Raw genomic sequence first — 25243 nt, forward strand, 5'->3', positions numbered from 1 at the left:
ATACCCCTTGCGGATTTGCTAACAGGCTCTAAACCTCTCCACAAGGGGCTTTCAAGTCAACGGGAATCTTTATCGGGCGAGCAAGCGCTCCATGGCTTCCCAGGTTCGGGAATCATCAAACACGTCGTTGTGTCCCCGGCCCGTCAGTTCGACAAACTCACTCGTCGGATTGCCAAGGGCTTGGAATACCCTTTGTCCCATATCAAAAGGAATAATGTCGTCCTTGTCTCCGTGATGGATCACGCCAGGGAGATTGAGACTCTGGGCTTGTAGGACCTGATTAAAGGCATTAATGGCCTTCCATGCTGCGGACACATTGTTCCATGCACTTCCGTAGTGGATCTTGGCCACCTCCTCCAGTGACGTCCAGGCACTGGTGATGGCCCATCCTGCGAGATCATCCTGGCGGCGAGAGGCCAAGCCCATTGCCACAGCCGCACCAAGAGAATGTCCCCAAACATAGATGGGGCTTCCAGGCACGCGGGCCTGAAGCCAATCCACAGTCGCATCTGCCATGGAGTTCATCGAGAGTTCAGATGGCGATCCAGTACTTTTTCCATATCCTGGATAGTCTACAACCGCGACATGGGTATTCAAATCTTCAAGCATGAACAGTAGATTACTTGAGACCATGCTTCCCAAGTTCATACCATTGCCGTGAAGAAAGATAATGACCGGAGTGGCGGGGTCGTTGTTGATTTGTTTGAACCAGCCGTGGGCCCCCATCGTCGCAACTGCTTGATCAGGGAATTCTACGTCCAAGCTGAGATAAAAGTCTTCATAGCCAGCAGGCGCATCCGGCACCTTGGTCTTATTCACGTCCTTAGTTGGATACAAACCATCCTGGGCAATCTTGTCCCAGTTACATCCCGTAAGGGAAACGGTAAACACCAAAAGTGTTATAAGTTGAAGAAGTGTTCGTCGATTGATTCCTAATGTTGCCCCACCCATGCGGCCTCCCTTCTAAGTGTCCTCAATTGCTCACCTATAAGTTCGGCGCAGGCTCACCTGTGTCTAAAATTTGAGCAGCAAAATTGGACAGAGGTCGGTTAGCTAGTTGTCGTGTACTGTCGAGGGGAAATCCCTACGATTTGGTGACGATATTCTTAAGAGTTGTTTCAGGATCTTTTTCTTTTTCCAATGATTTGCAGAACTCCACGAAGCGACTGAAATCACTGCCCAGGTGCTTGAAAGCTCGGTCAAAATCAGTCAAGTCGTAGACATAGGTCTTGAACGACAAGAGCTTAGCGTTATTGAGGTCTTGTCGTCCAAACTTAGCAAAGTTTTCAGTTTTCATTTTTGGTAGGGCTTCGGACTCAAAACGAGTTTTTATCTCAGTAATCCGCTCAGCCTTTTTTTCTGGGGTTATCTTGTCCTTATTGTCTTTGTACCATTGGTCAAGAGTGTCTAACTCTCGGCTGATAAAGTCAGAGAAGACCTTGTCGTCTTCGGCTTCAACTTTAATTGTTTTCAAGGATGGGGAGTCTTCTCCTTCCTTGTCCAGGTAGTACATTTCCGTTCCAATATTGCCAATAAAGGTCGCCAGTCGTTCATTAAAATCTGCCTGGCTTTTAATGTAGAGCGTGGCATGGACAGTTTCGTGAATAATGAGATTCACCAGATCATGGTCTTTGTAATTCATCATGGTGTTCATCAGTGGGTCTTCAAACCAGCCGAGCGTGGAGTAAGCAGTGACCCCTCTTACATAGGTGTCGTACTCATTGGCGGGGAAGAGGGATGCCTCTTCGTCTGCTTCCTCCTTTGAGAAGTACCCCTTGTAGGGGAGTTTTCCCACCAGTGGGAATCCCCATAGATGGTGCTTGAGCTCATAAACAGGTGCCGCCCTTACAATCCATGAAACGTAGGGGCGTTTAATATCGGCATAAGAAGTGTAGTTTTTTGTGGGTTTAAGATTCAGTTTTTTTTCCGCAAACTCCCGGGCTTGTTGGGCAAGTCGAAGCTTTGCTTTTACCTCTTCACTGGTATTCGGATCTTCTAAAACCCTTTTGATTGGGACTCTCTTGTCGAGGAGCTTGGCCTGCTCCCAGGCGCTTTTCATGTAGTAGGTGATCTGGCAGCCGCTGAGGAGGAAAGTCAGCGGTATCAGGAGCCATATTTTCTTTAGAGTCATTAGAACATCCAGGAGATTCCCGCCCGGCCAGCATAGTCGACCGTGGGATCGTCTTCATTTAGTGGGCTGGTCCAGGCATCAACGCCGACCTTGATGGAAAAAGTATTACTCAGGCGCAACTTAAACCCGAGGCCTGCACTGGGGACAATGCCCGCAGGACTCTCGATTTCCGTCGCCGCCAGACCTTCTGGTTCGCGAACAATTTTCTTTTCAATATGAGCACCACCCAATTTGACGTAAGGCTGAAGAGTGGAGTTCTTGCCGGCAAAGGTGATCACCAAATCCACCCCTATTAGGCGAAATGAAGACTTGGTAATAATTTTGGTATCGTCAACGGGCTTCACGCTGAGAAGGGCACTCCCCTGGGTATAGCTGAGTTCCAGGGCGGACATTTCCCAAAAGTAATAGCTTAGGGAGCCGGTGTAAGAAAGGCTTTCCTGGTAGTTGTTGTCATCAATAGTGGAGCGGCGGAAGCTGGCTGAAGCACCGACTTCCATAATTCCCCCCCAGGCGCTAGGAGCAATAAAAAAGAGCATTCCGAACAGCAGGCATAGGCGTTTCATAACTCTCTTATTTTAACACCGGGGAGAACGGGGCGGAGTCTAGAACCGAAGGACAGAAAGGATTCCCATAGATTGTCTAGGCAATTTCTGCCGAGGTCTTGGCTCTACTCGGCCTTGCGCACCAGGTAGTTTGGCTGCCACTGAATAACAAAAGAATAGTGGAGGTGAATCATGCCGTCGTCGCCCTTCATCTCCGTCGGAGGATTAAGAAGAGGAGCGGCTTTCTTGAAGGCTACAACCGCGGCTTCATCTAATCCAGGCTCTCCGGAGGAGCGGTTGACCAGCACCGTTTTTAAATAGCCATCAGGTTGCAGGACAACCTCAATTTCCGTTTGGCGCTGGACCTTGGATAGGCGCTGAATGTCTTGGTGGCTGAGTGTCGCGGCAAATCCACGAACCCCTCCAACCCAGCGTGAGCGAATTTGATCGTTCACCCGATTGAAAAAGGTGTAGTAGAGAAACTGATCTGTGTTGAGAGAGGTAAAGCTTCCTTCCTTGACAAAAGGAATGTACTCACCACTGGTGGAGCCACCAAAGACCAGGTTCTTTCCTATTGTCTGTTGCTCAGGGTTTTCCGGAAGGCGAAGGTTTTTGTTCTGGCGAAAACCCAAATTGCCATCAGGTTTGAATGGCTCAATGGATTTCTCAGGTTTTGGTTGAGCTTCCCTTTGTGTCGTCGACAATGTTGTCCCTGGAGGTCGGTTCTGCGACGGTCCTTTGTTGGCTGCCACCATTTCCTCTTCCACCCGGCGGGTCAGTTTGGAGAGTAGGCGCGCCTGGTCCTGGGCTTTTTTAACAATCTTCCCTAAATCCGGATCACTCACCACTTGGCGAGAGTTCTGATCTTCATCATTATTGGTATAAATGATTTCCACGGGTAGGCCGGGCAGGACCCGTACCGGTGTCGGTAGAAGCTGGGCTCCCAGATAGATTCCTAGGTGAATCAAAAGGCTTAAAAGGACCGTCAAAGCGGTTATAAGTCTTTGTAATTTCATACCTTTTTCTAAACCAAGCCTCCCCGCTGAGGGCCACTATACCTAAGTTGACGCCTAAAGTTGAGACATTTCCTTCCGATAAGTATCTAGTGGGGGGAACCTATGATTCCAAAAGACAATAATGTCATTGATTTATCTAAACGGCGCCGCGCAAAAGAGGCGGCAAAAAAGACGGTCAAAAAGGCCAAAGCCACAGCTGAGGCTCCGATCGTCGATATGACAGAGAGGCGCAATGAGCAGATCAAGCAGGAGCGGCGCCAGGTTAAGCGGACCATCCTGACTGAATTCATTGGTGCTTTCGCTGTTGTTCCCCAAAAGGGACTGATGCGAGTCGCTCTTTATGACATCTCCGAAAACGGTTTAGCCTTCGATATGGAGACTGAAACTGGGAAGTTCGTCAAAGGAGAAGAGCTGGCCATGCGGGTTTACCTGAACCAGGTGACCTACTTCCCCTTTGTGGTGAAGGTCCGCAACGTTCGTGCGGTTCCTGAAGAAGACTGCTACCGCCATGGTGTGGACTTCGTCAAAGGTTCCTTGAACAATGAAGCCCTCACTCATTTTGTGAAGTTCATTGAGACTGTCAGTGCTAGTCTTGAGCGCGACAGTGGTGATGTGATGGTGTCCAACCTCAAGGACTAAGCTGCAGCAAAAACGAATTCTTATACGTGGAAAAAGCCCGACTCAATACGGTCGGGTTTTTGCTTTTCTGAACATTCACAAAGGCCATTGGGCTTTGGTCGAGTCCCATATTTCCCCTAATTTTTCATATACATATTGGCCTAAATGAGATCGAATAAAACTTAGGTCCTGGGTCTAGGTATGGATTTGGGAATGGCGACTTGAAAAGGGGGAAGTGAATGTCGGCTGAGGGTGGCGTTACACGAAAAGTGGTTCTGGATACTAACGTAATTCTCTTCGATGCACTGGCCATCACTAAGTTTAGAGATTCAGATATCATTATTCCATTTTCAGTAATTGAAGAAGTCGATCGCTTTAAGCGCGACTTGGGTGAAAATGGTCGAAACGCTCGTCACTTTAGCCGCTTTATCGATGTGTTAAGAAGCCAGGGGCCTCTGGCCAACGGCGTCCTGCTAGAAAAGTCCAACTGCCACGTTTACGTCAGTACCGACATTCACCTTGAAGGGATGCCGCCCGAACTGGATAGCATGAAGGCGGACAATCGGATTTTGGCAACTGCCCTTGGTTTGCAGCGCAAGCACCCAACCGGCAGTGTTGAGCTGGTCACCAAAGACATTAATCTGCGAATTAAGGCCGACGTCTTCGGTATCAATGCCAAAGACTACGATCCTGATGAAACCTCTTTTGAAGAGATGTACACTGGGGTTAAGGAACTTGAAGTTGAGCCAGACTTGATTGACCGCTTTTACCGTGAAAAGGCGGTGCGCTACGAAGGGGACACCAAGCTTCACGCCAATCAGTATGTGATCATGAAGGATGCCTCCAATCCCAATCACAGTGCGATCGGTCGGCAAAGTGAACCCGAAGGAAAAATTGTTCCCTTGATTTGTCCCACTGAAAGTATCTGGGGCATTCACCCGCGCAATGTGGAGCAGAGTTTTGCTCTCGATGCTCTATTGAATGACGACATGTTATTTGTTTCCCTGGTCGGCAAGGCGGGAACAGGTAAAACCCTCCTGGCACTGGCTGCGGGACTTCATAAAACCCTTGATGAGGGTCACTTTCAGCGTCTTCTTGTCAGTCGCCCGATTTTTCCTATGGGCCGCGACATTGGTTATTTGCCCGGTGACGTGGAGCAAAAACTCAATCCCTGGATGCAGCCGATTTTTGACAACGTGGAATTCCTTTTGGGAGCTGACAAGCAGGCTGCCGGTCGCGCTCAGGAATTAATCAATCAGGGGATGCTCAACATTGAGCCCTTAACTTATATTCGCGGCCGCAGTATTCCCAATCAGTATTTGATTGTCGATGAATCGCAAAATTTAACTCCTCACGAGATCAAAACCATCATCACCCGTGCCGGACAAAGGACCAAAGTGGTTCTCACCGGTGACTGCTTCCAGATTGATAATCCCTATGTGGATTCCGCTAACAGTGGTCTCACCTATGCGGTTGAGCGCTTTAAGGGGCAGAGCATTTCCTGCCATGTGACTCTGACCAAGGGTGAGCGATCTGAGCTGGCAGAGCTGGCCGCAAACATTCTTTAAGTCTAACTAGGTAGACGTCAAGGGCGGGTGACAGCTAACAAATAGACCTGACCGAAGGTCGGTAAATCCTAATATAAAACATTCCCTGAGCCGAAGAGATAAGTAGAGAACCTTTGCGCGAGGGATGTTATGTATTTGCAGGGAAATCTACAAGAACTCTTCGATGCTCTTTATCACCTAGGTGTGATTGATCCTGTTTTGGAAATGGATTGGACAGAAGCTCTTGATGAGCTGCCGGACCACTTTGATGAATTTCTGGAAATTGTCAAGGCCGCCAATGGTCACCAGGGTGACGTACAAGGTTTGATGGGCGAGCTTGAGAAATTCAATGAGCCGGCTTTGAACTACTTGGCCATGGAGGTTGCGCGTGAGTTCGCAGATTTTCACGCCCGCGAGACTCTTCACTAGGGCGGCCCTTGTTGTCGCATTCTTATTTTCGTGGACCCTCTCCGCTCAAGCGGACTGGAAGATCGATCTTTCCCGTAGGGTGGATAAAAAACGCCAGACGGATCTCCGCAATGATCCCACTGAAAAGCAAAATGAGTCGACCATTTTCGATTGGTTTGTTGACAAGCAAGGTGGCGGCGGCACCACTCAGGAACTGGTTGTGCTCAACACAGAAATGGGATTCATTCCAGCCACCATTCGCGTTCGCGAAGGCGGCAACTACAAAATTCACGTGGTGAATGTCAACGAGCGGGAGCGCAATGTGAGTTTTGTCATGGACTCCTTTAGCGAGCATCACGCCACTTATTTTGGCAAGATTAAGACCTTTACGATCAGCCCGAAAAAGGAAGGTGTGTTTTCCTTTGTCTGCCCGGAGACTTCGGCTCAAGGACAACTGGTTGTCCACGCTCCTCCCGGGACCGGAGTGAGACAACCCGCTTCTGAGGACTAAGATGGCTGGTGGAAAAAATGGCGGCATCTTCGAAGCGGCCATTCGCAATTTTCTAGGACCTATTGTTCCCCTGCTTGAAGACGAGCGGGTCACCGAAGTTATGATCAACGGTGCTGAGGAAATCTGGGTCGAGATCGCCGGTAAAATCCAAAAGACAAAAGTGCGATTTCAAGATGAAGACGCTTTGAGAGCTGCGGTCAATAACATTGCCCAAAGTGTAGGACGTCGGATTAACGACGAAGAACCTCGCTTGGACGCCCGTCTGCCCAATGGCTATCGGATTCATGCCGTTATTCCTCCTTGTTCACGCAAAGGCACAACGGTAGCCATTCGTAAGTTTGCCAGTGTGCAAATGACCTTCAAGGACTATGTGCGCATTGGTGCCATGTCCGTCGATGCGGCCCAGTTTCTCGATATCTGCATGAAGCTGGGCAAAAACATTCTGGTCAGCGGCGGTACTGGATCTGGTAAAACAACACTCCTGAGTGTTTTGTGTAACCGCATTCCCCGCGGGCAAAGAATTATCGTTATTGAAGATTCCAGTGAATTAAAGGTCGAGTACGAGCACGTGGTCTTTTTTGAGACCCGAATGCCCGATGAAATGGGTAAAGGTGAAGTCACCATTCGTGATTTGCTCAAGAGTAGTCTTCGTCTAAGACCCGACCGAATCATCGTCGGTGAGGTGAGGGGATCTGAAGCCCTTGAGTTGGTTCAAGCCATGAACACCGGTCACAAGGGTTGTTTGGGAACAGTCCACGCCAATTCGCCGAGTGACGCGATTGTTCGTCTTGAGGCCCTGGCTCAGGGTGGTGACAAGAACCTCAGTGAAAAGGCCCTCAGGTATCAAATTGGTTCAGCCATTGATCTGATCATTCAAGTGTCACGCTATCCCGACGGCTCGCGCCGCTTGGGAAGCATCGCCGAGGTTCGTGGTTTTAATCCCGATGGCACCTACAATGTGGTTCCCCTCATGCAATTGAGCCGATTGCTTAAGCGCGCCGACGGATCTTTACAGGGGCAAATCGAGCCAACAGGTGAAGTGCCCACTTTTATGGAAGAGATTGAAGACAATCAGATTCCATTTCCGCGAACCAAATTCACTCGCAGTGCGGCTTAATTTCCACCAATGTTTCCTTTTGAAATCGATTTTGAACAATTTGATCACAGATCTGACAAATGCTCAGCCAGTGATCGGAAATTCCGAAAGAAAATCAGTATTTTCCATTACTTAAAGCTAATGTCCCGAAGGTCCTGGGCCGAATACATTATTGTCAGCAGGGAGAGCAAGGATGTTTTCACTGATGCAAGTACGGGGCACTTATTGTGGCTTGGGCTCAACAATCAGCCAAGTGGGACGTTCAAGGATTGGCAGAAACACAATAAGGTAGCCCCGATTCATTTTTTAAATCAATAAATCTAGGGATATGCGACTACGATGTATTGGTAGTGCAGATCCTCTGTCTTTAACACCTTCGCTTGCAGACCAGCAGCAGCTAACTCAGCCATGACTTTATCCGGTGGCATCCGGTGGCGATCGTCGGGGCCGACTCCCGGTTTGCCGGGTTCAAAGTCCACAATGTAGATCTGGCCATTCTTCTTAAGTGCTGTCTTAAGGTGTCTAGCGTAAGCAGCCCGGTCACCAATGTGGTGCCAGGTATCGACAATAAGAATGCGGTCCAAACTCTTGGCCTCAAGGCGAGGGTTGTCCGGGTCAGTCAAAAATGCCTGAGTTTGAGACAGGCCTTCCTTGTCGATGCGGTTTTTCATGTGATTGATGAGGTTAGGCTCAATGTCGAGAGCCATCACCGAGCCTTTGGTTCCCACGACTTTGTTTAAGTAGGGAAGAAAGTACCCGGTGCCAGCACCAATGTCGGCCACCTTCATGCCCGATTTAATCTCCATCCACTCAACCACTTTGCCAGGCTTTTGCCATTCATCGCGTTTGGGGTCGTCAAAGACCTTGGCCCATTTTTCAGCATCAGCAAAATTATGGGGCATATCGCCACTATGTTTGTGGCTGGATTGGTCCTGCTGGCAGGAGTGCATTCCATCTCCCATTTTGTGATCACATTTCATATGATCGCAGCCCTTGTGGTCACAACTTCCTTCAGTACACTGTTTATGGTCTTTGTCCTTGTGATCGCAGGACATATGGTCGCCACATTTATGGTCACATCCGCTGTGTTGATGATTGCCCCGAAAATGAGAACAGCTGGTTGCCAAAAACATTGTCAAGAGAACGCCTATCAGTCGCATACTGTTGTCTCCTTTTTCAATTTACAATTCTGCTAAGAAGCTTTTTGAGGCAGGTCTTTGACCGACCAGGGGGCCACCCACTTGAGGAGGATCATTCCTGGTATTGCCATAACGGTGCAAAACAAAAAGAACTTGGTGTAACCCAATCCGCTCATTTGCCCAAAGGAATCAAACAACCATCCATCTTCGGGACCAATGCCCTCGATCAAAAACCCGGTGATGGAATTGGCAAAAGTTCTGGGTAAGGCAATAAGGCTGGTAAAAAGAGCAAACTGAGTCGCAGTAAAATTTTTGTTTGTTGCCCGCGCCATAAAGGCAGTTAAAGCTGCCGCGCCAAGCCCCACCCCTAAGTATTCAAAAGCAATCACAATAGCAAGGACCCATATGAGCGGCCCCACTTCGCTGAGAACCGCAAAACCCAAAATCGAAACCAGCTGAACCACACCAAAAAGCCAAAGGGAGCGGTTGATCCCGACTTTGAAAATGACCACGCCCCCAGCAAAGGTGCCCAACATCATGGACCAAAAACTGGTCAGCTTCACAAGGGAGCCAATGGTGGTTTTGGAAAAGCCCATATCAAGATAAAAGGGAGTGGAAAGGGCGGTGGCCATGTTGTCACCAATTTTGTAGAGAAATAAGAAGGCCAAAAGCAGCAGTCCCGATCGATATCCTTCGCGACCAAAAAACTCGGTCAAGGGCTCCACCACAGCCTGGCGAATGGACTTAGGTGCCTTTACGTCGGCATCCAGTTCCTTGATCATCAATGTTTTTGCAATACCGATCAGCATAAAGAGGCCAATAAGAAAGTGAACAGCGAACCACGAAAAGTGATCGGCCAGAATTAAACCCAATCCGCCGGGAATAAAAACAGCAGATCGGTAGCCATTCATGTACATGGAATTGCCAAGCCCCAACTCTTCATCCGGTAATAGCTCTCGGCGGTAGGCATCCAACACGATGTCTTGGCTGGCCGAGAAAAAAGCCAGTGCCGCTGCCAAATAGGCAATGGTCCAAATGGATTTTTGTGGATCAAAAAAAGCAAAGCCAAACATGGAGAGCATGATGAAAATCTGGGTGATGATCATCCATCCCCGACGACGTCCAAGAAAGGGTGGAACAAATCGGTCCATGGCAGGCGACCACAGAAACTTCCAGGTATAGGGAATCCCGACCAGAGAAAACAAACCGATGGTTTTCAGGTCCACATTCTCGGTCCGCAGCCAGGCAGGTATCAGGTGGTAGATATAGTAAAGAGGCATCCCGGCAGTGAAGCCATTAAAAATGCAGATCAACATGCGCCGATTGAGAATCGCCTCTTTGAGGCCACCCTTTTTGGGTTCTGGGCTGGAGGTCATGGTGTTTTGGTCCTCTATATTGATGGTGTTCACCCTCTACTTTTCCATGCTCCCCGACCCCTTTCGAGGGGTCAACCAATGGAGGGGGGATTAATCCGCCCAGATAACTCATTGCATCTAAAGACGGCGGCCGGATTTCGCCATAAGAATTACTTATAATCGCGGGGAAGACCTACAATCGGCCTTCGCAAGATTTTCCTGGCACCCAAAATTCATGACTTTTTTGACCGCGCTTAGATAAAACCTGGGCAGGGATAATTGAGGCAGAAAGCTGAAAGCCGAGGGGGGTGGACAGTGACTTCGAGAAGGAAGTTCCTTTCAATATTGTCAGTCTTTTTTCTAACACAATTTACGGGCAAACCCGCCCAGGCAGCGACCTCCAAAAGAGGAGACGATGCCTGGCTGCGTGAAGCCATACAAAGATGCCAACCAGCCAAGGCTGAGGAAAAGTTCGTCTACACCAATGATTTTTCCTGGGGCATGTCCATGGACGACATGAAGACTAAGTTTCAGGAAATCTACCACAGCGGTAAAAGGCTTAAGGCCCGAGCTTACTACGACACTGAAAACAACTATTTTGTTCTTCCTAAAGGCGAATTGAGTGAAACCAAAAAGGTCCGTTTGACTCCCAGGTTTCTCAAAAGCTTAAAGCTCCATGTGGAAAATGCGCTCAAGGCCAATTATGCAGACTATGTGTTTTTCCCCGATATGGGTCACAGTCACTTGCTTTTGCCGCAAGCCTTTTATGATCGTGAAGTCAAAGATCGTCCAACCAAGGATCAGCATCTCACTTATGAAGCCATGTTTGCTTCTCCTGAAGTTAAAATTCTTTATCACACTGCCGAGCAGTTAAAGGTTTTAAATGAAGACAACCGTTTGCTTGGCGACAAGTACCTGCAATGGCGCTACTTCACCCGCAATCTGGTTGGCGACAACAAAGGCGAAGGAAAAATGCAGATCTACAAAGCATTGGATACTCCAGCCAACACTGCGGGAGAATCTCACGCCCATGGTGATAAATGGTGGGGCGGGGGCTTTAGTATAAGTTCCAGTTCTGACGGCTGTTTTGCCTATGAGAAGGATGGCAAGACTTTGTACTTTGATATTAGTCTTGAGGATTTGCCGTGGGATTCCTCCCGCTCTCAACCCGGCGACTTCATGTAAGCCAGGTCGATGAAAAGGACCAGCCTCCTGCGTTGGACGGCTTGAATCTCAATACAACGTACATTTTTGTACGCCTCCTTTCGATTAAAGCCGTCCGCCTTGCATTCTGACCCTTTTGATCGACCTGGGAACCAATCACATCTGGGCTCGTTTGATCAATCCGCCGGATAAAGGGTGCTCTATTCGCTCAGGCCCTCCCGCCTAGCATTTGAACCCTTTTGACCAGCCCAATGTTGCGGATTGATGAAAAGGGGGCATCTACTTCGTTGGATGGTCCCAACCTCACTCCGACGTACAAACAAGTACGACTCCGTTCGGTTGGAATCCATCCGCCTTGCATTCTGGCCCTTTTGATCGACCTGGGAACCAATCACATCTGGACTCGTTTGATCAATCCGCAAGGCAGAGTGTTTTTTATTCGCTCAGGCCCTCCCGCCTAGACTTTCTCCAAGCAAGCTTTCCAAGTTTGAAACAAGGCCGTGAAAAAATCCTCAGATTCCCTCAATGCCCTAATCTGATTGGGTTTGGTCATTTTCATTGGAGGTCTAGGGCTATCTAAGTGCTTGATATCAACAGATCTCATTTTGGCGGGGTATTGGAAACCTTGAGTTGCTCCCTTAAGATGGAGTCTTCACAAAATAAGAACGACTTCCCGTGTTTTAAAGTGGCACGTTGACGGGATAAAAAGGGAGAAGTCATGGCGTTTGGAGTCGAGAGAGCATTCGGCCGTAGCAGTTGGTGGTTTGGTTTTGCCTCATTTTCTTTAAGAGCCTTTTTTGTGCTCTTGGGTTCTGGTCTTCTTAGCCCTCAAGTTTCAAATGCAAAAATGGGCCATTGGTTTAAGCATGGTCCATCGGTCGTTCAGCCACCAAGTGACTCCAACAACCAGCAATCTTCTGATGACTTCGATCTCGTCTGGGGTCCCGAAACTTTCCATGGCCGCATCTTTAAGCCTCACATCCAAACACAAGGCCTCGATCTAGCCAGGGGGGGGTATCTCCTTGTTATTGAAAACGGTGTTCCTGTTGATTTAGGTGTTTGCTCACAAGAGCGAAGCTTTGTTTCACTTGTTTGCCGAATCAAACAAGGCCTTGCAGCATTTAAAACTCTGTTTACCCGGATTCACGCGGGCCATGTGTGGCTCAATCAAAATTTGATCCTAACTCCGGGAAGTCTCAACATCACCACTCAGGAAGTCCGAATCCCGATTGACCTCTCGGAGGACACATCAACTCTCTCTTTAAAGCTAAAAGGCTTTCCAGGTTCCTTCGTAAAAGTGAGCATCTATGGCGAAGGCTCGAATCAGCCGCCTATTTTAAATCTCACCTGGAGTACCGATCAGCCTCTTGAAGACGAAGTGGTGCTATTCGACGCCATGGCCTCAACCGACGATGACGGATTTATAACCGAAGTGCATTTTGACTGGGGGGACAATACATCAAGTACAGGCTTTGTGGCGGAGCACTCGTGGCAAGTGGCAGGGGTTTATGTAGTGACCGTGACGGTTACCGACGACGATGGCGCTCAGACCTCGGTCCCCATTGAATTTACTGTGCTGCCAAAACCAAAACCTCCAAGTGACGGCGGAGGCATCTTTTATGTGACAAAATCCGATGGTCTCCCGGTTAGGACTCAACTCAGCACTATTGCGCCCATCGTGGACGAGGACAGTGAGATTGTTAGTTACACCTGGGATTTTGGCACAGGAAAAACTCTGACTCTTTACCCGCATGAGACGGATTCTTTTGCCAGTGTCGATCACTTTTACCTTTCAGCCGGCACTTATGAGGTTCAGCTTTCCATTCTTGATAGCACGGGCCTTTCGACCACAACTTCCAGGGCCATTGAAATCTTCGACAATCGAAGACCGGTTCCGCACATCACGGCGGATCGGGCCTCAGGCCCAGCCCCACTAACTGTTCAATTTGATGCTTCTCAAACACTCGATGAAGAGGGAGACCCGATCCGCCACAGGTGGCGTTTTGGGGATAATTCGCCTGAAGTCATAGGATTCGACCAGGCGACTGTCAGCCACACCTATTCAACTCCTGGGGCCTACACGGTTCGCTATAGGGCCAGGGACGACAAGATGGGCCGGGCTGAGGTCTTTTTAAAAATCATTGTTTCGGATCAAGTTCAAAACACTCCTCCCGTTCCCGTTCTTCTCACTACACCTCTCTTAGGTGAAGTGAGTCACATCGTGCAGTTTGACGGGAGATCTAGCTTTGATTTGGATTCCTCAGGAGATTTAAGTTTTGAATGGGATTTTGGCGATCTTTCAGACCCGATCAATTACTCCAGTTCGCCTAGTCCCAGTCATGTCTACCGTTACCCCGGAAGTTACTTTGGAAGCCTGGTTGTTAGCGATAGCCTTGGCCTTAGAACTGAGCTGCCTTTTGTGGTCCACGTTAAACTAAGCCAAGAAGATGGTCATATGGATTACGCCATTGAGCGACTGGCCTCGGATACTCTCGGGATCTGGCTCAACGCTGGTATCAAAACCAACACAGCTTTAATTGATGCCAATGATTACCACTGGTTTTTTGATCAAACTCAGTACGAAAGAGGAAGAAGCCCTAGCTACACCTTTGCAGGCTCAGGACCTCACGAAGTGCGGGGTACAGGCTTTGACGTCCTAGGTAACAGGCATGATCTGACAAAGGAGATCAACTTAGATTTATCAAATCAAAATCTGGATGTGTATTGGTACCCCACGAGGAGCATCGTGACGGATTGACGGTGGACATTTTGACATTTGGAACAAGATCTCATGACTATACAAGAGGGTGTAAGCTATCAGAAACGGACCCCAATTCGAACTGCGCCACTCATTTTCCAGGCATTGGTTTGAATACTCAGTCGGAGGTCGATGGGGTAGGTCTCTATCGAGACCTAAGGGCTTATTTGCAATATAGGCAGGGATGTATATTGAATAGTGTATGTGGCCAGGAGCCAACTCAGGAGATGAATAGAATTGTGAGCTGGGTTAGATCTAACCGTGAGGCGATTCACCGAATCGGAAAACTGTTTCCGGGGGCTACGATTAGACTGTCGAATGGACAGCACTATTCTGTGCAACTTTTAGGATCACTGGTATCGCCATCTCAAGTGTTGACGGAAGCAGAGATTGTCAAAAGTGCTTTGATTGATGGTGTGTGGCCAGATGGGGAAAGGATGCTCTTTAATGGTGAGTGGATAAAGCTTTGTCGTCCATCTAGCGATCACAACGAAAGGGCGATAGTCCAACAAAGTTATTGTACTCTTAATAATGCTGATTTTAAAACGTGGAAGAATCATTATAGTCACTGGGATGTCAAAGTTAAGGAGTAAGCAGTTGTGTTGAGTAGAGTTTTGGTGATCTTTGTTTTTGGATTTTTGTTTATTCCCTATGTGGCTGGCGAGCCAGAGGCCAAAAAGCATGATATGGGGGCAATTCGTTATTGTGCGACTAAGAATTATCCTGGGAAGGTGCCGATCCCCAGTATTGGGCAGAGTAGTCGATGGCCAACTAAGCCATTTTGGATTGGTCCAATTTATTTTGGGTTGGGCGATGAGTTGACAGTTGAGAGCGGCGCGGTGGAACATCTGAAGGTACATGGGGGTACTGAGTCTAAGTTTTGGGGCGCGGGCGTTGATTATCAGAGGTGGGTTGAATTCAATACGCCCAAAGAATCAGGCACCTGGCAACCACGGCAATTTATTTTGGCAGAGGACACGATTATTCAGGGTTCATTGATTCCTAAGGGCTCTGAGGTTTGGTTGAGCGGGTATGGTGTGTTTCATGGGCAAAGTGAAATCCGCATTCGATTGGAAAAGGATGCCACTATCCTGGGCCAGAAAGTAGTGGGGCCTAAGACAGTGGTGATTAGAGATCTCAAACTGGAATTTGACTCCGGGGGGAGTGATTGATGATGCGCAATAGGAATGTTTGCCGACATATACTTTTGGCCCTAGCTCTTCTGCTCGGTTTTCCCTTGGCTTTGGCGAGTGGGGCCACTCAAGGCTCAAAGGATGGCGACGTTTTGATCAAGTACTTCGACAAATATTCTCACTGCGGCTGGCCACTGGAAAAGATGAAAGTGCTAAAAGCAGAGGACAAAGACGGATTGCTGGTGGCGTTGGCTGATCCGAGTGTTGAGTTTATGGGTAATTATGATTTTCCAAGAGGCACAAAGCTCACCTTTAAGAAGGGGGTATTGGTAAAGGCAGAGACCGATCCCCAGGGTGCGCGGGAAATTCGTCTGTATTACCTCCGGATCTCTCTGGGACACCAGGTTCTGTTTTCGGAACTCTACGGGACGCCGACTGAATTTACAGTCGCAGATCAGAGCATGCTCTATGGTCACGTTGTTGAAGGTGAATTGAAAGTCTACTGGAGCCCCAATTACCTAGAAGGGGCTCAGAAGATCGAGGTTTTGAAAGACGGAACTTGGGGTGGGAGACATTTATTTCCAAATCTCAAAAAAGGCCAAGTCATTGTCTTTGAGGGCGGGGTGCCTAAGCTCAAGTGAGGCATGGAGCCTGAAATTGTAGGCTTGAATAGCCTTCTGTCGTCTTTCTTGTTTTGGTTTCAAGTCCTCTTTATCGTTGAAGGGAAGAATTCCCGTAACCAGTACCCCGGGGTCCGTAACCCGTAATCTGTAAACTATGTTCCCAGTACAAAATGTAAACTATGTTTCGGGTTGCACAACGTGTCTGTTTGCGGTTGCGGTTGCGGAAACGGAAACTGGCGCGGTACCGTGTACGGGTTACGGGTTACGGGTTACGGGTTACGGGTTACGGGTTACGGGTTACGGGTTACGGGTTTTAGGTTATATGTATGGGTTACTGATTGTGGCAGCGGAGGCGGGATGAAGCGCTTAGTGGTGGGATTGATTTCTGTTTTTATGTTCGTCAGTACTGCGTGGGCTGAGGATGGGGACGAGTTTGTTATCGCGGATTTGGCGATTTACGCAAAATCCATCGAGGTTTTGGTCCATGTTCGTGACACGGAGGATGGACATTTAGAGCGATTTATTTCTGCCTACACCAAGGAAAATGCACTTGAACTGACCACGCCAGCGGATGATGTATTGGTTGTTTGTGAACGCCCGCCCAAGCCAATACGAGCCTACTGTAATTTTCGCTTTACTCAGTCGGATCGCACTTTTATTTCGGACCAAAAAATGGATTACCGGGCTCTCTATGACGAAGCTGATGGATTTCTGGGGCTGGGTGCTCCGACTTTGGCTTTTAAAAATCACCGCAATGAAAGCTTTCACTTTATTCCCGCCGAACACGCACTGTTGGCGGGAGCCGTGTATTGACTCAAAACCAGCCTACTTTGTTTTTTATCCGCAAAATCCTTTATCAGTGAAGCCAGTCCTTTGCCGCCCATCCTCCGCCAATCCTCACGCGCCTTTCGGCCGCGGGCGCATCTTCGGGTCGCGTCAGTATCCTGCCGCGCCTCGGATATGCCCCGCGCGACGGCGGAGGATTCGGATTTACGGAGATGGCTCGGCAATCGGACTTTCTTCTCGGACAAAGGCGGCCAAACGGTTTTGCGGATAAAAAACAAAGTAGGCCAGTTTCTACTGCCTATTTGCTCGTCTCGTTGGCCTTAATGAAGGCGGCGATCAGGCGATTGAATTTGTCCACCTGTTCTTGAGTTCCTTTAACCACCCATGAGACCGCACGACCGGCGATGTTGGCGGAGCCATCGGTGTCGATGGAAACTCCAGCCTCAAAGGCAATATCGCGAATGGCATCGGTCAAAGAGCCAACGCGAGCCCAGCCGGCGGCAATGCCTCCAGTGTCAGTGACGATTTGAGTTTTGCCTTTGATGATTTGACTTGGCTTTTCAAAGTCAGGACCGTGGGCGTAAAGAGCCACATTGATGGGACCAAAGGAAGCTTCTTCGCTGCCTGGCCGGGGGTCAACTCCCGAGTCCAAACCAGAAATATTCCAGTCGGCAATGCCGCTGAACACATCTTCAAGAACAGCCTGTGAAATGGGCAGGGGAATGGAGTTGCCGTTTTCCAGGCGACGAAGACAAACAATAATCAAGGTGGTGCTGTCGCCGAACAACTCCAAAGACTCGAATCCACCGAGAATGCTGGCTCTGCGCAAGGGGGCCTGGAACTCGCGACCGGCGTGGAGATTAAAGGGAATACGCTTTTCCCAGGCGTTTTGGTCTTCTTCCCAACGGAAGGCGTTGACCACGCAGAAGTTTGACCCGGCTCGGATCACGCTCACCCCGTCGGTGATTTCCTCACTGGCTGAAAATACGAGTTGGCCGTTAAGAAATCGCCTTTCAGGACGGATAAACCGTGGAAAAAACACGGAATCACTGGGGACAGCCATGCTTTGCTTGACCAAAAAGGGCTGGCGGAAGGCAAAGGACTCAGTTGTGCCACCTAATGCAGCACTCCATGAGAGCCCGAGGCAGAGGAAAAGGGCGAGGAGTTTGGTTGAACTCACGGTCATCATGACAAACCTCCGAAAGGCGCCTAATGTAACTAATTTAATGCAGTATGTCAAATTTTCATGAGATTAAGGCTGTCTTTAGAACGGCCTAATTTTGTCACTCTCGCGGGACTCTTCCATGTGATGAAAATCAGGAGTGATTTCCATTGTTTTAACCCCTGGAACTGGCTACAAGTGGACCGTGTTGTTTAGCGGAAAAATCACCAATTCCGTTCTGGCCTATGTGGGCCGCCAGGGGGCAGGTTTAGAGGGGCTTCATGAAGTCACCGACTTACCTGAAGAATTTCTACGTGATCCGTCCTGTTGGTTGGAAGCTCATAAGGTGGAACAATTTCTCGAAGCGCTCAATCGTGAGTTTGGGGTCAAGTTAAACGACCCGAACCTGATGGAGAGCATCGGTCACTCATGCCATGAGCTTTGGGCATGGGGAGTGCTCGATAGCGTTTTGAGAATGATGCCGAAAGCTCAGGACATCTATCAACAGCCCCATCGCTTCCTTTCGTATTTTCTTTCGCCCGATCCGACATTGAACAATGTCCGTCGCGAAGACGAAGCCATTAGTTTTGAAATGCCCTGGTCATCTGAGGACTTCCCTCTGGTGTCGGAGTACTTGCGTGCGGCCCTTGAAGCTCTGCCCTCTTATTTGGGCAAAGACAGGGCTGTCGTTCGTTGGCGGGGACCACGGGTGTATATCGGTTGGTCAGAGGCTCAGCAGAGCTTTTTCGAGGAAGAAGAAGGCGAAGCCCACTTTAAGCCGGAACTTGTAAAAGTCATGCGAGCTTCGCTTGAAGATGCGCAACGGGAACTTGAAGAGCGCAAACGAGAATTGGTTCTTAAAGATCAGGAAGTTCAGTCTTATAAAGCGCAAATGTCCAGTTTGCTCATGCAAGCAGGGGATGGGCCTGAGGTCATTCGCCACTTCAGTGAAACCTGGCACATTGACGAGCGGCTTGATCTGCTTAAATCCCAAGTGCGTCGCATGGATGATTACATGGTTCGGGCTCAGCAGTTGGTGACCCTTTTGATTGGCCAGGGCCGCAAGGATCATCAGGTGGCTGAGGCAATGAAGCGTATGGATTGGGATTATCTGCGCACCACCTTCCCGAAGCTCGTGGCTGACATGGTTGAAGGACTTCAAAATCTACAAAACCAAATCCGTGACGGCTCTCTACCGCCCGATCCGGATTCAGCCGAAAAAATGGACACCAGAAAGCCAGGCAAAATCAGTCAGGCAGATCAGCAATTGAACTTGTAAGATCATCATTAAGGAGAATCACCAGTGGCAAAGATCGCTAAAGTGTTTGGACGAGAAATTCTAGACAGCCGGGGAAATCCAACTGTTGAAGTGGATGTGACCTTCGACAACGGACACATGGGTCGGGTGGGAGTGCCCTCCGGTGCTTCAACTGGTGCCTATGAGGCCCATGAACTGCGTGACAAAGATCCCAAGCGCTATTTGGGTAAGGGTGTGCACAAAGCCGTTGAAAATGTGAATAGTGTTTTGGCCCCAGCTTTGGCAGGCAAGAACTTCACCACGGTTGAAGAATTTGATGCCGGGCTACTAGAAATCGATGGAACAGAAAACAAGTCAAAGCTAGGTGCCAACGCCATCCTCGGTGTCTCAATGGCCGCCGCTAAAGCTGCTGCTGCCAGTGAAGGTGTCTCCTTGTTTCGCTACTTGGGTGGGGACAAGGCGACCAAGCTCCCCGTGCCTTTGATGAACGTCGTCAATGGCGGTGCTCACGCGAATAACGGCATGGATGTTCAGGAGTTCATGATCGCTCCCGTTGTGGGTGGGCGTTTTTCTGAAAGTCTTCGGGCTGGTTCAGAGATTTTTCATTGTCTTAAGAAAATCATCGACGAAAAAGGCATGCCCACCGCTGTTGGGGACGAGGGCGGGTTTGCCCCAAACCTGGCAAAAAATATCGAAGCCTTGCAGTTGATCATGCAGGCGACCGAGAAGGCCGGATACCGCCCCGGCGAAGATGTATTTCTAGCCTTGGATGTGGCATCCACTGAGCTGTTTAAGAACGGCAAGTATGACTGGGAAGGTGGCCAAATCACCGCCCAGGAGCTGGGTGAGATCTACAAAGGTTGGGCCAAGGAGTTTCCTTTAGTCTCCATCGAAGACGGATTTGCTGAGGACGACTGGGATGGTTGGATCGCTTTTACCAAAGATGTGGGTGATAAGATGCAGTTGGTGGGTGACGACTTGTTTGTAACAAACCCCAAGCGTCTTCAGGACGGCATCAAGCGTGGTGCGGCGAATGCCTTATTGGTCAAGGTCAATCAAATCGGAAGTCTCAGTGAAACAGTGAAGGCTGTACGCATGGCTCAAGAGGCGAAATACCGTTGTGTCATGTCTCACCGAAGTGGCGAAACTGAAGACGCAACAATTGCGGATTTGGCGGTTGCCCTTTCAACAGAACAAATCAAAACCGGCTCATTGTGCCGGGGCGAGAGAACAGCTAAATACAATCAGCTTCTGCGAATTGAAGAAGAGCTTGGCGCAAAAGCTGAGTACTGGGGCCGAAGGGCCTTCTGATTAGGTGCCTATCTACTTTTTTGGATGCAGTGAAATAAAAAAGGGAGGTTGCAACCTCCCTTTTTTATTTCACTGCATCCAAAAAAGTAGATAGGCACCTAATCAGAAGGCCCTTCGGCCCCAGTACTCAGCTTTTGCGCCAAGCTCTTCTTCAATTCGCAGAAGCTGATTGTATTTAGCTGTTCTCTCGCCCCGGCACAATGAGCCGGTTTTGATTTGTTCTGTTGAAAGGGCAACCGCCAAATCCGCAATTGTTGCGTCTTCAGTTTCGCCACTTCGGTGAGACATGACACAACGGTATTTCGCCTCTTGAGCCATGCGTACAGCCTTCACTGTTTCACTGAGACTTCCGATTTGATTGACCTTGACCAATAAGGCATTCGCCGCACCACGCTTGATGCCGTCCTGAAGACGCTTGGGGTTTGTTACAAACAAGTCGTCACCCACCAACTGCATCTTATCACCCACATCTTTGGTAAAAGCGATCCAACCATCCCAGTCGTCCTCAGCAAATCCGTCTTCGATGGAGACTAAAGGAAACTCCTTGGCCCAACCTTTGTAGATCTCACCCAGCTCCTGGGCGGTGATTTGGCCACCTTCCCAGTCATACTTGCCGTTCTTAAACAGCTCAGTGGATGCCACATCCAAGGCTAGAAATACATCTTCGCCGGGGCGGTATCCGGCCTTCTCGGTCGCCTGCATGATCAACTGCAAGGCTTCGATATTTTTTGCCAGGTTTGGGGCAAACCCGCCCTCGTCCCCAACAGCGGTGGGCATGCCTTTTTCGTCGATGATTTTCTTAAGACAATGAAAAATCTCTGAACCAGCCCGAAGACTTTCAGAAAAACGCCCACCCACAACGGGAGCGATCATGAACTCCTGAACATCCATGCCGTTATTCGCGTGAGCACCGCCATTGACGACGTTCATCAAAGGCACGGGGAGCTTGGTCGCCTTGTCCCCACCCAAGTAGCGAAACAAGGAGACACCTTCACTGGCAGCAGCAGCTTTAGCGGCGGCCATTGAGACACCGAGGATGGCGTTGGCACCTAGCTTTGACTTGTTTTCTGTTCCATCGATTTCTAGTAGCCCGGCATCAAATTCTTCAACCGTGGTGAAGTTCTTGCCTGCCAAAGCTGGGGCCAAAACACTATTCACATTTTCAACGGCTTTGTGCACACCCTTACCCAAATAGCGCTTGGGATCTTTGTCACGCAGTTCATGGGCCTCATAGGCACCAGTTGAAGCACCGGAGGGCACTCCCACCCGACCCATGTGTCCGTTGTCGAAGGTCACATCCACTTCAACAGTTGGATTTCCCCGGCTGTCTAGAATTTCTCGTCCAAACACTTTAGCGATCTTTGCCACTGGTGATTCTCCTTAATGATGATCTTACAAGTTCAATTGCTGATCTGCCTGACTGATTTTGCCTGGCTTTCTGGTGTCCATTTTTTCGGCTGAATCCGGATCGGGCGGTAGAGAGCCGTCACGGATTTGGTTTTGTAGATTTTGAAGTCCTTCAACCATGTCAGCCACGAGCTTCGGGAAGGTGGTGCGCAGATAATCCCAATCCATACGCTTCATTGCCTCAGCCACCTGATGATCCTTGCGGCCCTGGCCAATCAAAAGGGTCACCAACTGCTGAGCCCGAACCATGTAATCATCCATGCGACGCACTTGGGATTTAAGCAGATCAAGCCGCTCGTCAATGTGCCAGGTTTCACTGAAGTGGCGAATGACCTCAGGCCCATCCCCTGCTTGCATGAGCAAACTGGACATTTGCGCTTTATAAGACTGAACTTCCTGATCTTTAAGAACCAATTCTCGTTTGCGCTCTTCAAGTTCCCGTTGCGCATCTTCAAGCGAAGCTCGCATGACTTTTACAAGTTCCGGCTTAAAGTGGGCTTCGCCTTCTTCTTCCTCGAAAAAGCTCTGCTGAGCCTCTGACCAACCGATATACACCCGTGGTCCCCGCCAACGAACGACAGCCCTGTCTTTGCCCAAATAAGAGGGCAGAGCTTCAAGGGCCGCACGCAAGTACTCCGACACCAGAGGGAAGTCCTCAGATGACCAGGGCATTTCAAAACTAATGGCTTCGTCTTCGCGACGGACATTGTTCAATGTCGGATCGGGCGAAAGAAAATACGAAAGGAAGCGATGGGGCTGTTGATAGATGTCCTGAGCTTTCGGCATCATTCTCAAAACGCTATCGAGCACTCCCCATGCCCAAAGCTCATGGCATGAGTGACCGATGCTCTCCATCAGGTTCGGGTCGTTTAACTTGACCCCAAACTCACGATTGAGCGCTTCGAGAAATTGTTCCACCTTATGAGCTTCCAACCAACAGGACGGATCACGTAGAAATTCTTCAGGTAAGTCGGTGACTTCATGAAGCCCCTCTAAACCTGCCCCCTGGCGGCCCACATAGGCCAGAACGGAATTGGTGATTTTTCCGCTAAACAACACGGTCCACTTGTAGCCAGTTCCAGGGGTTAAAACAATGGAAATCACTCCTGATTTTCATCACATGGAAGAGTCCCGCGAGAGTGACAAAATTAGGCCGTTCTAAAGACAGCCTTAATCTCATGAAAATTTGACATACTGCATTAAATTAGTTACATTAGGCGCCTTTCGGAGGTTTGTCATGATGACCGTGAGTTCAACCAAACTCCTCGCCCTTTTCCTCTGCCTCGGGCTCTCATGGAGTGCTGCATTAGGTGGCACAACTGAGTCCTTTGCCTTCCGCCAGCCCTTTTTGGTCAAGCAAAGCATGGCTGTCCCCAGTGATTCCGTGTTTTTTCCACGGTTTATCCGTCCTGAAAGGCGATTTCTTAACGGCCAACTCGTATTTTCAGCCAGTGAGGAAATCACCGACGGGGTGAGCGTGATCCGAGCCGGGTCAAACTTCTGCGTGGTCAACGCCTTCCGTTGGGAAGAAGACCAAAACGCCTGGGAAAAGCGTATTCCCTTTAATCTCCACGCCGGTCGCGAGTTCCAGGCCCCCTTGCGCAGAGCCAGCATTCTCGGTGGATTCGAGTCTTTGGAGTTGTTCGGCGACAGCACCACCTTGATTATTGTTTGTCTTCGTCGCCTGGAAAACGGCAACTCCATTCCCCTGCCCATTTCACAGGCTGTTCTTGAAGATGTGTTCAGCGGCATTGCCGACTGGAATATTTCTGGTTTGGACTCGGGAGTTGACCCCCGGCCAGGCAGCGAAGAAGCTTCCTTTGGTCCCATCAATGTGGCTCTTTACGCCCACGGTCCTGACTTTGAAAAGCCAAGTCAAATCATCAAAGGCAAAACTCAAATCGTCACTGACACTGGAGGCATTGCCGCCGGCTGGGCTCGCGTTGGCTCTTTGACCGATGCCATTCGCGATATTGCCTTTGAGGCTGGAGTTTCCATCGACACCGATGGCTCCGCCAACATCGCCGGTCGTGCGGTCTCATGGGTGGTTAAAGGAACTCAAGAACAGGTGGACAAATTCAATCGCCTGATCGCCGCCTTCATTAAGGCCAACGAGACGAGCAAATAGGCAGTAGAAACTGGCCTACTTTGTTTTTTATCCGCAAAACCGTTTGGCCGCCTTTGTCCGAGAAGAAAGTCCGATTGCCGAGCCATCTCCGTAAATCCGAATCCTCCGCCGTCGCGCGGGGCATATCCGAGGCGCGGCAGGATACTGACGCGACCCGAAGATGCGCCCGCGGCCGAAAGGCGCGTGAGGATTGGCGGAGGATGGGCGGCAAAGGACTGGCTTCACTGATAAAGGATTTTGCGGATAAAAAACAAAGTAGGCTGGTTTTGAGTCAATACACGGCTCCCGCCAACAGTGCGTGTTCGGCGGGAATAAAGTGAAAGCTTTCATTGCGGTGATTTTTAAAAGCCAAAGTCGGAGCACCCAGCCCCAGAAATCCATCAGCTTCGTCATAGAGAGCCCGGTAATCCATTTTTTGGTCCGAAATAAAAGTGCGATCCGACTGAGTAAAGCGAAAATTACAGTAGGCTCGTATTGGCTTGGGCGGGCGTTCACAAACAACCAATACATCATCCGCTGGCGTGGTCAGTTCAAGTGCATTTTCCTTGGTGTAGGCAGAAATAAATCGCTCTAAATGTCCATCCTCCGTGTCACGAACATGGACCAAAACCTCGATGGATTTTGCGTAAATCGCCAAATCCGCGATAACAAACTCGTCCCCATCCTCAGCCCACGCAGTACTGACGAACATAAAAACAGAAATCAATCCCACCACTAAGCGCTTCATCCCGCCTCCGCTGCCACAATCAGTAACCCATACATATAACCTAAAACCCGTAACCCGTAACCCGTAACCCGTAACCCGTAACCCGTAACCCGTAACCCGTAACCCGTACACGGTACCGCGCCAGTTTCCGTTTCCGCAACCGCAACCGCAAACAGACACGTTGTGCAACCCGAAACATAGTTTACATTTTGTACTGGGAACATAGTTTACAGATTACGGGTTACGGACCCCGGGGTACTGGTTACGGGAATTCTTCCCTTCAACGATAAAGAGGACTTGAAACCAAAACAAGAAAGACGACAGAAGGCTATTCAAGCCTACAATTTCAGGCTCCATGCCTCACTTGAGCTTAGGCACCCCGCCCTCAAAGACAATGACTTGGCCTTTTTTGAGATTTGGAAATAAATGTCTCCCACCCCAAGT

The 25243-nt window shown here is 49.4% G+C and carries 23 protein-coding genes; 13 read left to right on the forward strand and 10 right to left on the reverse strand.

The window, feature by feature from the left end; translation table 11 throughout:
* Positions 1-69: 69 nt before the first annotated feature.
* The 4 genes from H6624_19905 to H6624_19920 form a co-directional block, all read right to left on the reverse strand.
* Positions 70-951 carry an alpha/beta hydrolase gene (locus H6624_19905; GenBank protein MCB9086616.1) on the reverse strand — a complete coding sequence of 294 codons (882 nt, stop codon included), beginning with the start codon at positions 949-951 and terminating at the stop codon, positions 70-72.
* A 133-nt stretch (positions 952-1084) separates the two neighbouring features.
* Positions 1085-2131, reverse strand: coding sequence for an aminopeptidase (locus tag H6624_19910; GenBank protein MCB9086617.1), 1047 nt, complete (start codon positions 2129-2131; stop codon positions 1085-1087).
* Positions 2131-2694: an outer membrane beta-barrel protein gene (locus tag H6624_19915; protein MCB9086618.1), complete on the reverse strand. Its 564-nt coding sequence runs from the start codon at positions 2692-2694 to the stop codon at positions 2131-2133. The genes H6624_19910 and H6624_19915 overlap by 1 nt, the downstream gene beginning before the upstream one ends.
* Positions 2695-2798: 104 nt before the next feature.
* On the reverse strand, positions 2799-3689 hold the full coding sequence (locus tag H6624_19920) for a TonB family protein (GenBank protein ID MCB9086619.1): 891 nt from the start codon (positions 3687-3689) through the stop codon (positions 2799-2801).
* 102 nt (positions 3690-3791) lie between these two features.
* Between H6624_19920 and H6624_19925 the strand changes: the two genes are divergently transcribed.
* From H6624_19925 to H6624_19945, 5 genes are all read left to right on the forward strand, one after another.
* Entirely contained in the window at positions 3792-4328 is a 537-nt protein-coding gene (locus H6624_19925) for a PilZ domain-containing protein (GenBank protein MCB9086620.1), read from the forward strand.
* Between the two features lie 218 nt (positions 4329-4546).
* The gene (locus H6624_19930; protein ID MCB9086621.1) at positions 4547-5875 is read left to right on the forward strand and encodes a PhoH family protein; all 1329 of its coding nucleotides are present in this window, start codon (positions 4547-4549) and stop codon (positions 5873-5875) included.
* 129 nt (positions 5876-6004) lie between these two features.
* A complete protein-coding gene (locus H6624_19935) occupies positions 6005-6283 on the forward strand; it encodes a cytochrome (protein ID MCB9086622.1) in 279 nt (92 codons plus the stop codon).
* Positions 6243-6773: a cupredoxin domain-containing protein gene (locus H6624_19940; GenBank protein MCB9086623.1), complete on the forward strand. Its 531-nt coding sequence runs from the start codon at positions 6243-6245 to the stop codon at positions 6771-6773. The genes H6624_19935 and H6624_19940 overlap by 41 nt, the downstream gene beginning before the upstream one ends.
* Before the next feature lies 1 nt (position 6774).
* Positions 6775-7890 carry a CpaF family protein gene (locus H6624_19945; protein MCB9086624.1) on the forward strand — a complete coding sequence of 372 codons (1116 nt, stop codon included), beginning with the start codon at positions 6775-6777 and terminating at the stop codon, positions 7888-7890.
* 299 nt (positions 7891-8189) lie between these two features.
* Here the strand turns inward: H6624_19945 and H6624_19950 are convergent, their stop codons facing one another.
* Positions 8190-9029 (reverse strand): class I SAM-dependent methyltransferase, encoded by an 840-nt coding sequence (locus H6624_19950; GenBank protein MCB9086625.1) that lies wholly within the window; start codon positions 9027-9029, stop codon positions 8190-8192.
* A 32-nt stretch (positions 9030-9061) separates the two neighbouring features.
* A complete protein-coding gene (locus tag H6624_19955; protein ID MCB9086626.1) occupies positions 9062-10384 on the reverse strand; it encodes an AmpG family muropeptide MFS transporter in 1323 nt (440 codons plus the stop codon).
* 294 nt (positions 10385-10678) lie between these two features.
* Here H6624_19955 and H6624_19960 point away from each other — a divergent pair, with 294 nt between their 5' ends.
* From H6624_19960 to H6624_19980, 5 genes are all read left to right on the forward strand, one after another.
* Entirely contained in the window at positions 10679-11548 is an 870-nt protein-coding gene (locus H6624_19960) for a hypothetical protein (protein MCB9086627.1), read from the forward strand.
* A 697-nt stretch (positions 11549-12245) separates the two neighbouring features.
* A complete protein-coding gene (locus H6624_19965; GenBank protein MCB9086628.1) occupies positions 12246-14285 on the forward strand; it encodes a PKD domain-containing protein in 2040 nt (679 codons plus the stop codon).
* Positions 14286-14884: 599 nt separating this feature from the next.
* Positions 14885-15457: a hypothetical protein gene (locus tag H6624_19970; protein MCB9086629.1), complete on the forward strand. Its 573-nt coding sequence runs from the start codon at positions 14885-14887 to the stop codon at positions 15455-15457.
* A complete protein-coding gene (locus H6624_19975; protein MCB9086630.1) occupies positions 15457-16059 on the forward strand; it encodes a hypothetical protein in 603 nt (200 codons plus the stop codon). The genes H6624_19970 and H6624_19975 overlap by 1 nt, the downstream gene beginning before the upstream one ends.
* A gap of 339 nt (positions 16060-16398) precedes the next feature.
* Complete coding sequence (locus H6624_19980; GenBank protein ID MCB9086631.1) at positions 16399-16854, forward strand: hypothetical protein; 456 nt, start codon at positions 16399-16401, stop codon at positions 16852-16854.
* 271 nt (positions 16855-17125) lie between these two features.
* Here H6624_19980 and H6624_19985 read toward each other — a convergent pair whose 3' ends face one another.
* The gene (locus H6624_19985; protein ID MCB9086632.1) at positions 17126-18016 is read right to left on the reverse strand and encodes a hypothetical protein; all 891 of its coding nucleotides are present in this window, start codon (positions 18014-18016) and stop codon (positions 17126-17128) included.
* Positions 18017-18149: 133 nt separating this feature from the next.
* On the opposite strand from H6624_19985, the gene H6624_19990 reads away from it, so the two are divergent.
* Together H6624_19990 and eno (H6624_19995) are read left to right on the forward strand one after the other, a co-directional pair.
* On the forward strand, positions 18150-19268 hold the full coding sequence (locus H6624_19990) for a hypothetical protein (protein ID MCB9086633.1): 1119 nt from the start codon (positions 18150-18152) through the stop codon (positions 19266-19268).
* Between the two features lie 24 nt (positions 19269-19292).
* A complete protein-coding gene (gene eno / locus H6624_19995; GenBank protein MCB9086634.1) occupies positions 19293-20558 on the forward strand; it encodes a phosphopyruvate hydratase in 1266 nt (421 codons plus the stop codon).
* 102 nt (positions 20559-20660) lie between these two features.
* Here the strand turns inward: eno (H6624_19995) and eno (H6624_20000) are convergent, their stop codons facing one another.
* A complete protein-coding gene (eno, locus tag H6624_20000; protein ID MCB9086635.1) occupies positions 20661-21926 on the reverse strand; it encodes a phosphopyruvate hydratase in 1266 nt (421 codons plus the stop codon).
* Between the two features lie 24 nt (positions 21927-21950).
* The gene (locus H6624_20005; GenBank protein ID MCB9086636.1) at positions 21951-23069 is read right to left on the reverse strand and encodes a hypothetical protein; all 1119 of its coding nucleotides are present in this window, start codon (positions 23067-23069) and stop codon (positions 21951-21953) included.
* 133 nt (positions 23070-23202) lie between these two features.
* Here H6624_20005 and H6624_20010 point away from each other — a divergent pair, with 133 nt between their 5' ends.
* Positions 23203-24093 (forward strand): hypothetical protein, encoded by an 891-nt coding sequence (locus tag H6624_20010; GenBank protein ID MCB9086637.1) that lies wholly within the window; start codon positions 23203-23205, stop codon positions 24091-24093.
* Between the two features lie 271 nt (positions 24094-24364).
* Here the strand turns inward: H6624_20010 and H6624_20015 are convergent, their stop codons facing one another.
* Positions 24365-24820, reverse strand: a complete 456-nt coding sequence (locus H6624_20015) for a hypothetical protein (protein ID MCB9086638.1) — start codon at positions 24818-24820, stop codon at positions 24365-24367.
* Positions 24821-25243: the final 423 nt, after the last annotated feature.

The sequence above is a fragment of the Pseudobdellovibrionaceae bacterium genome (assembly GCA_020635075.1).
GTDB lineage: Bacteria > Bdellovibrionota > Bdellovibrionia > Bdellovibrionales > UBA1609 > JADZEO01.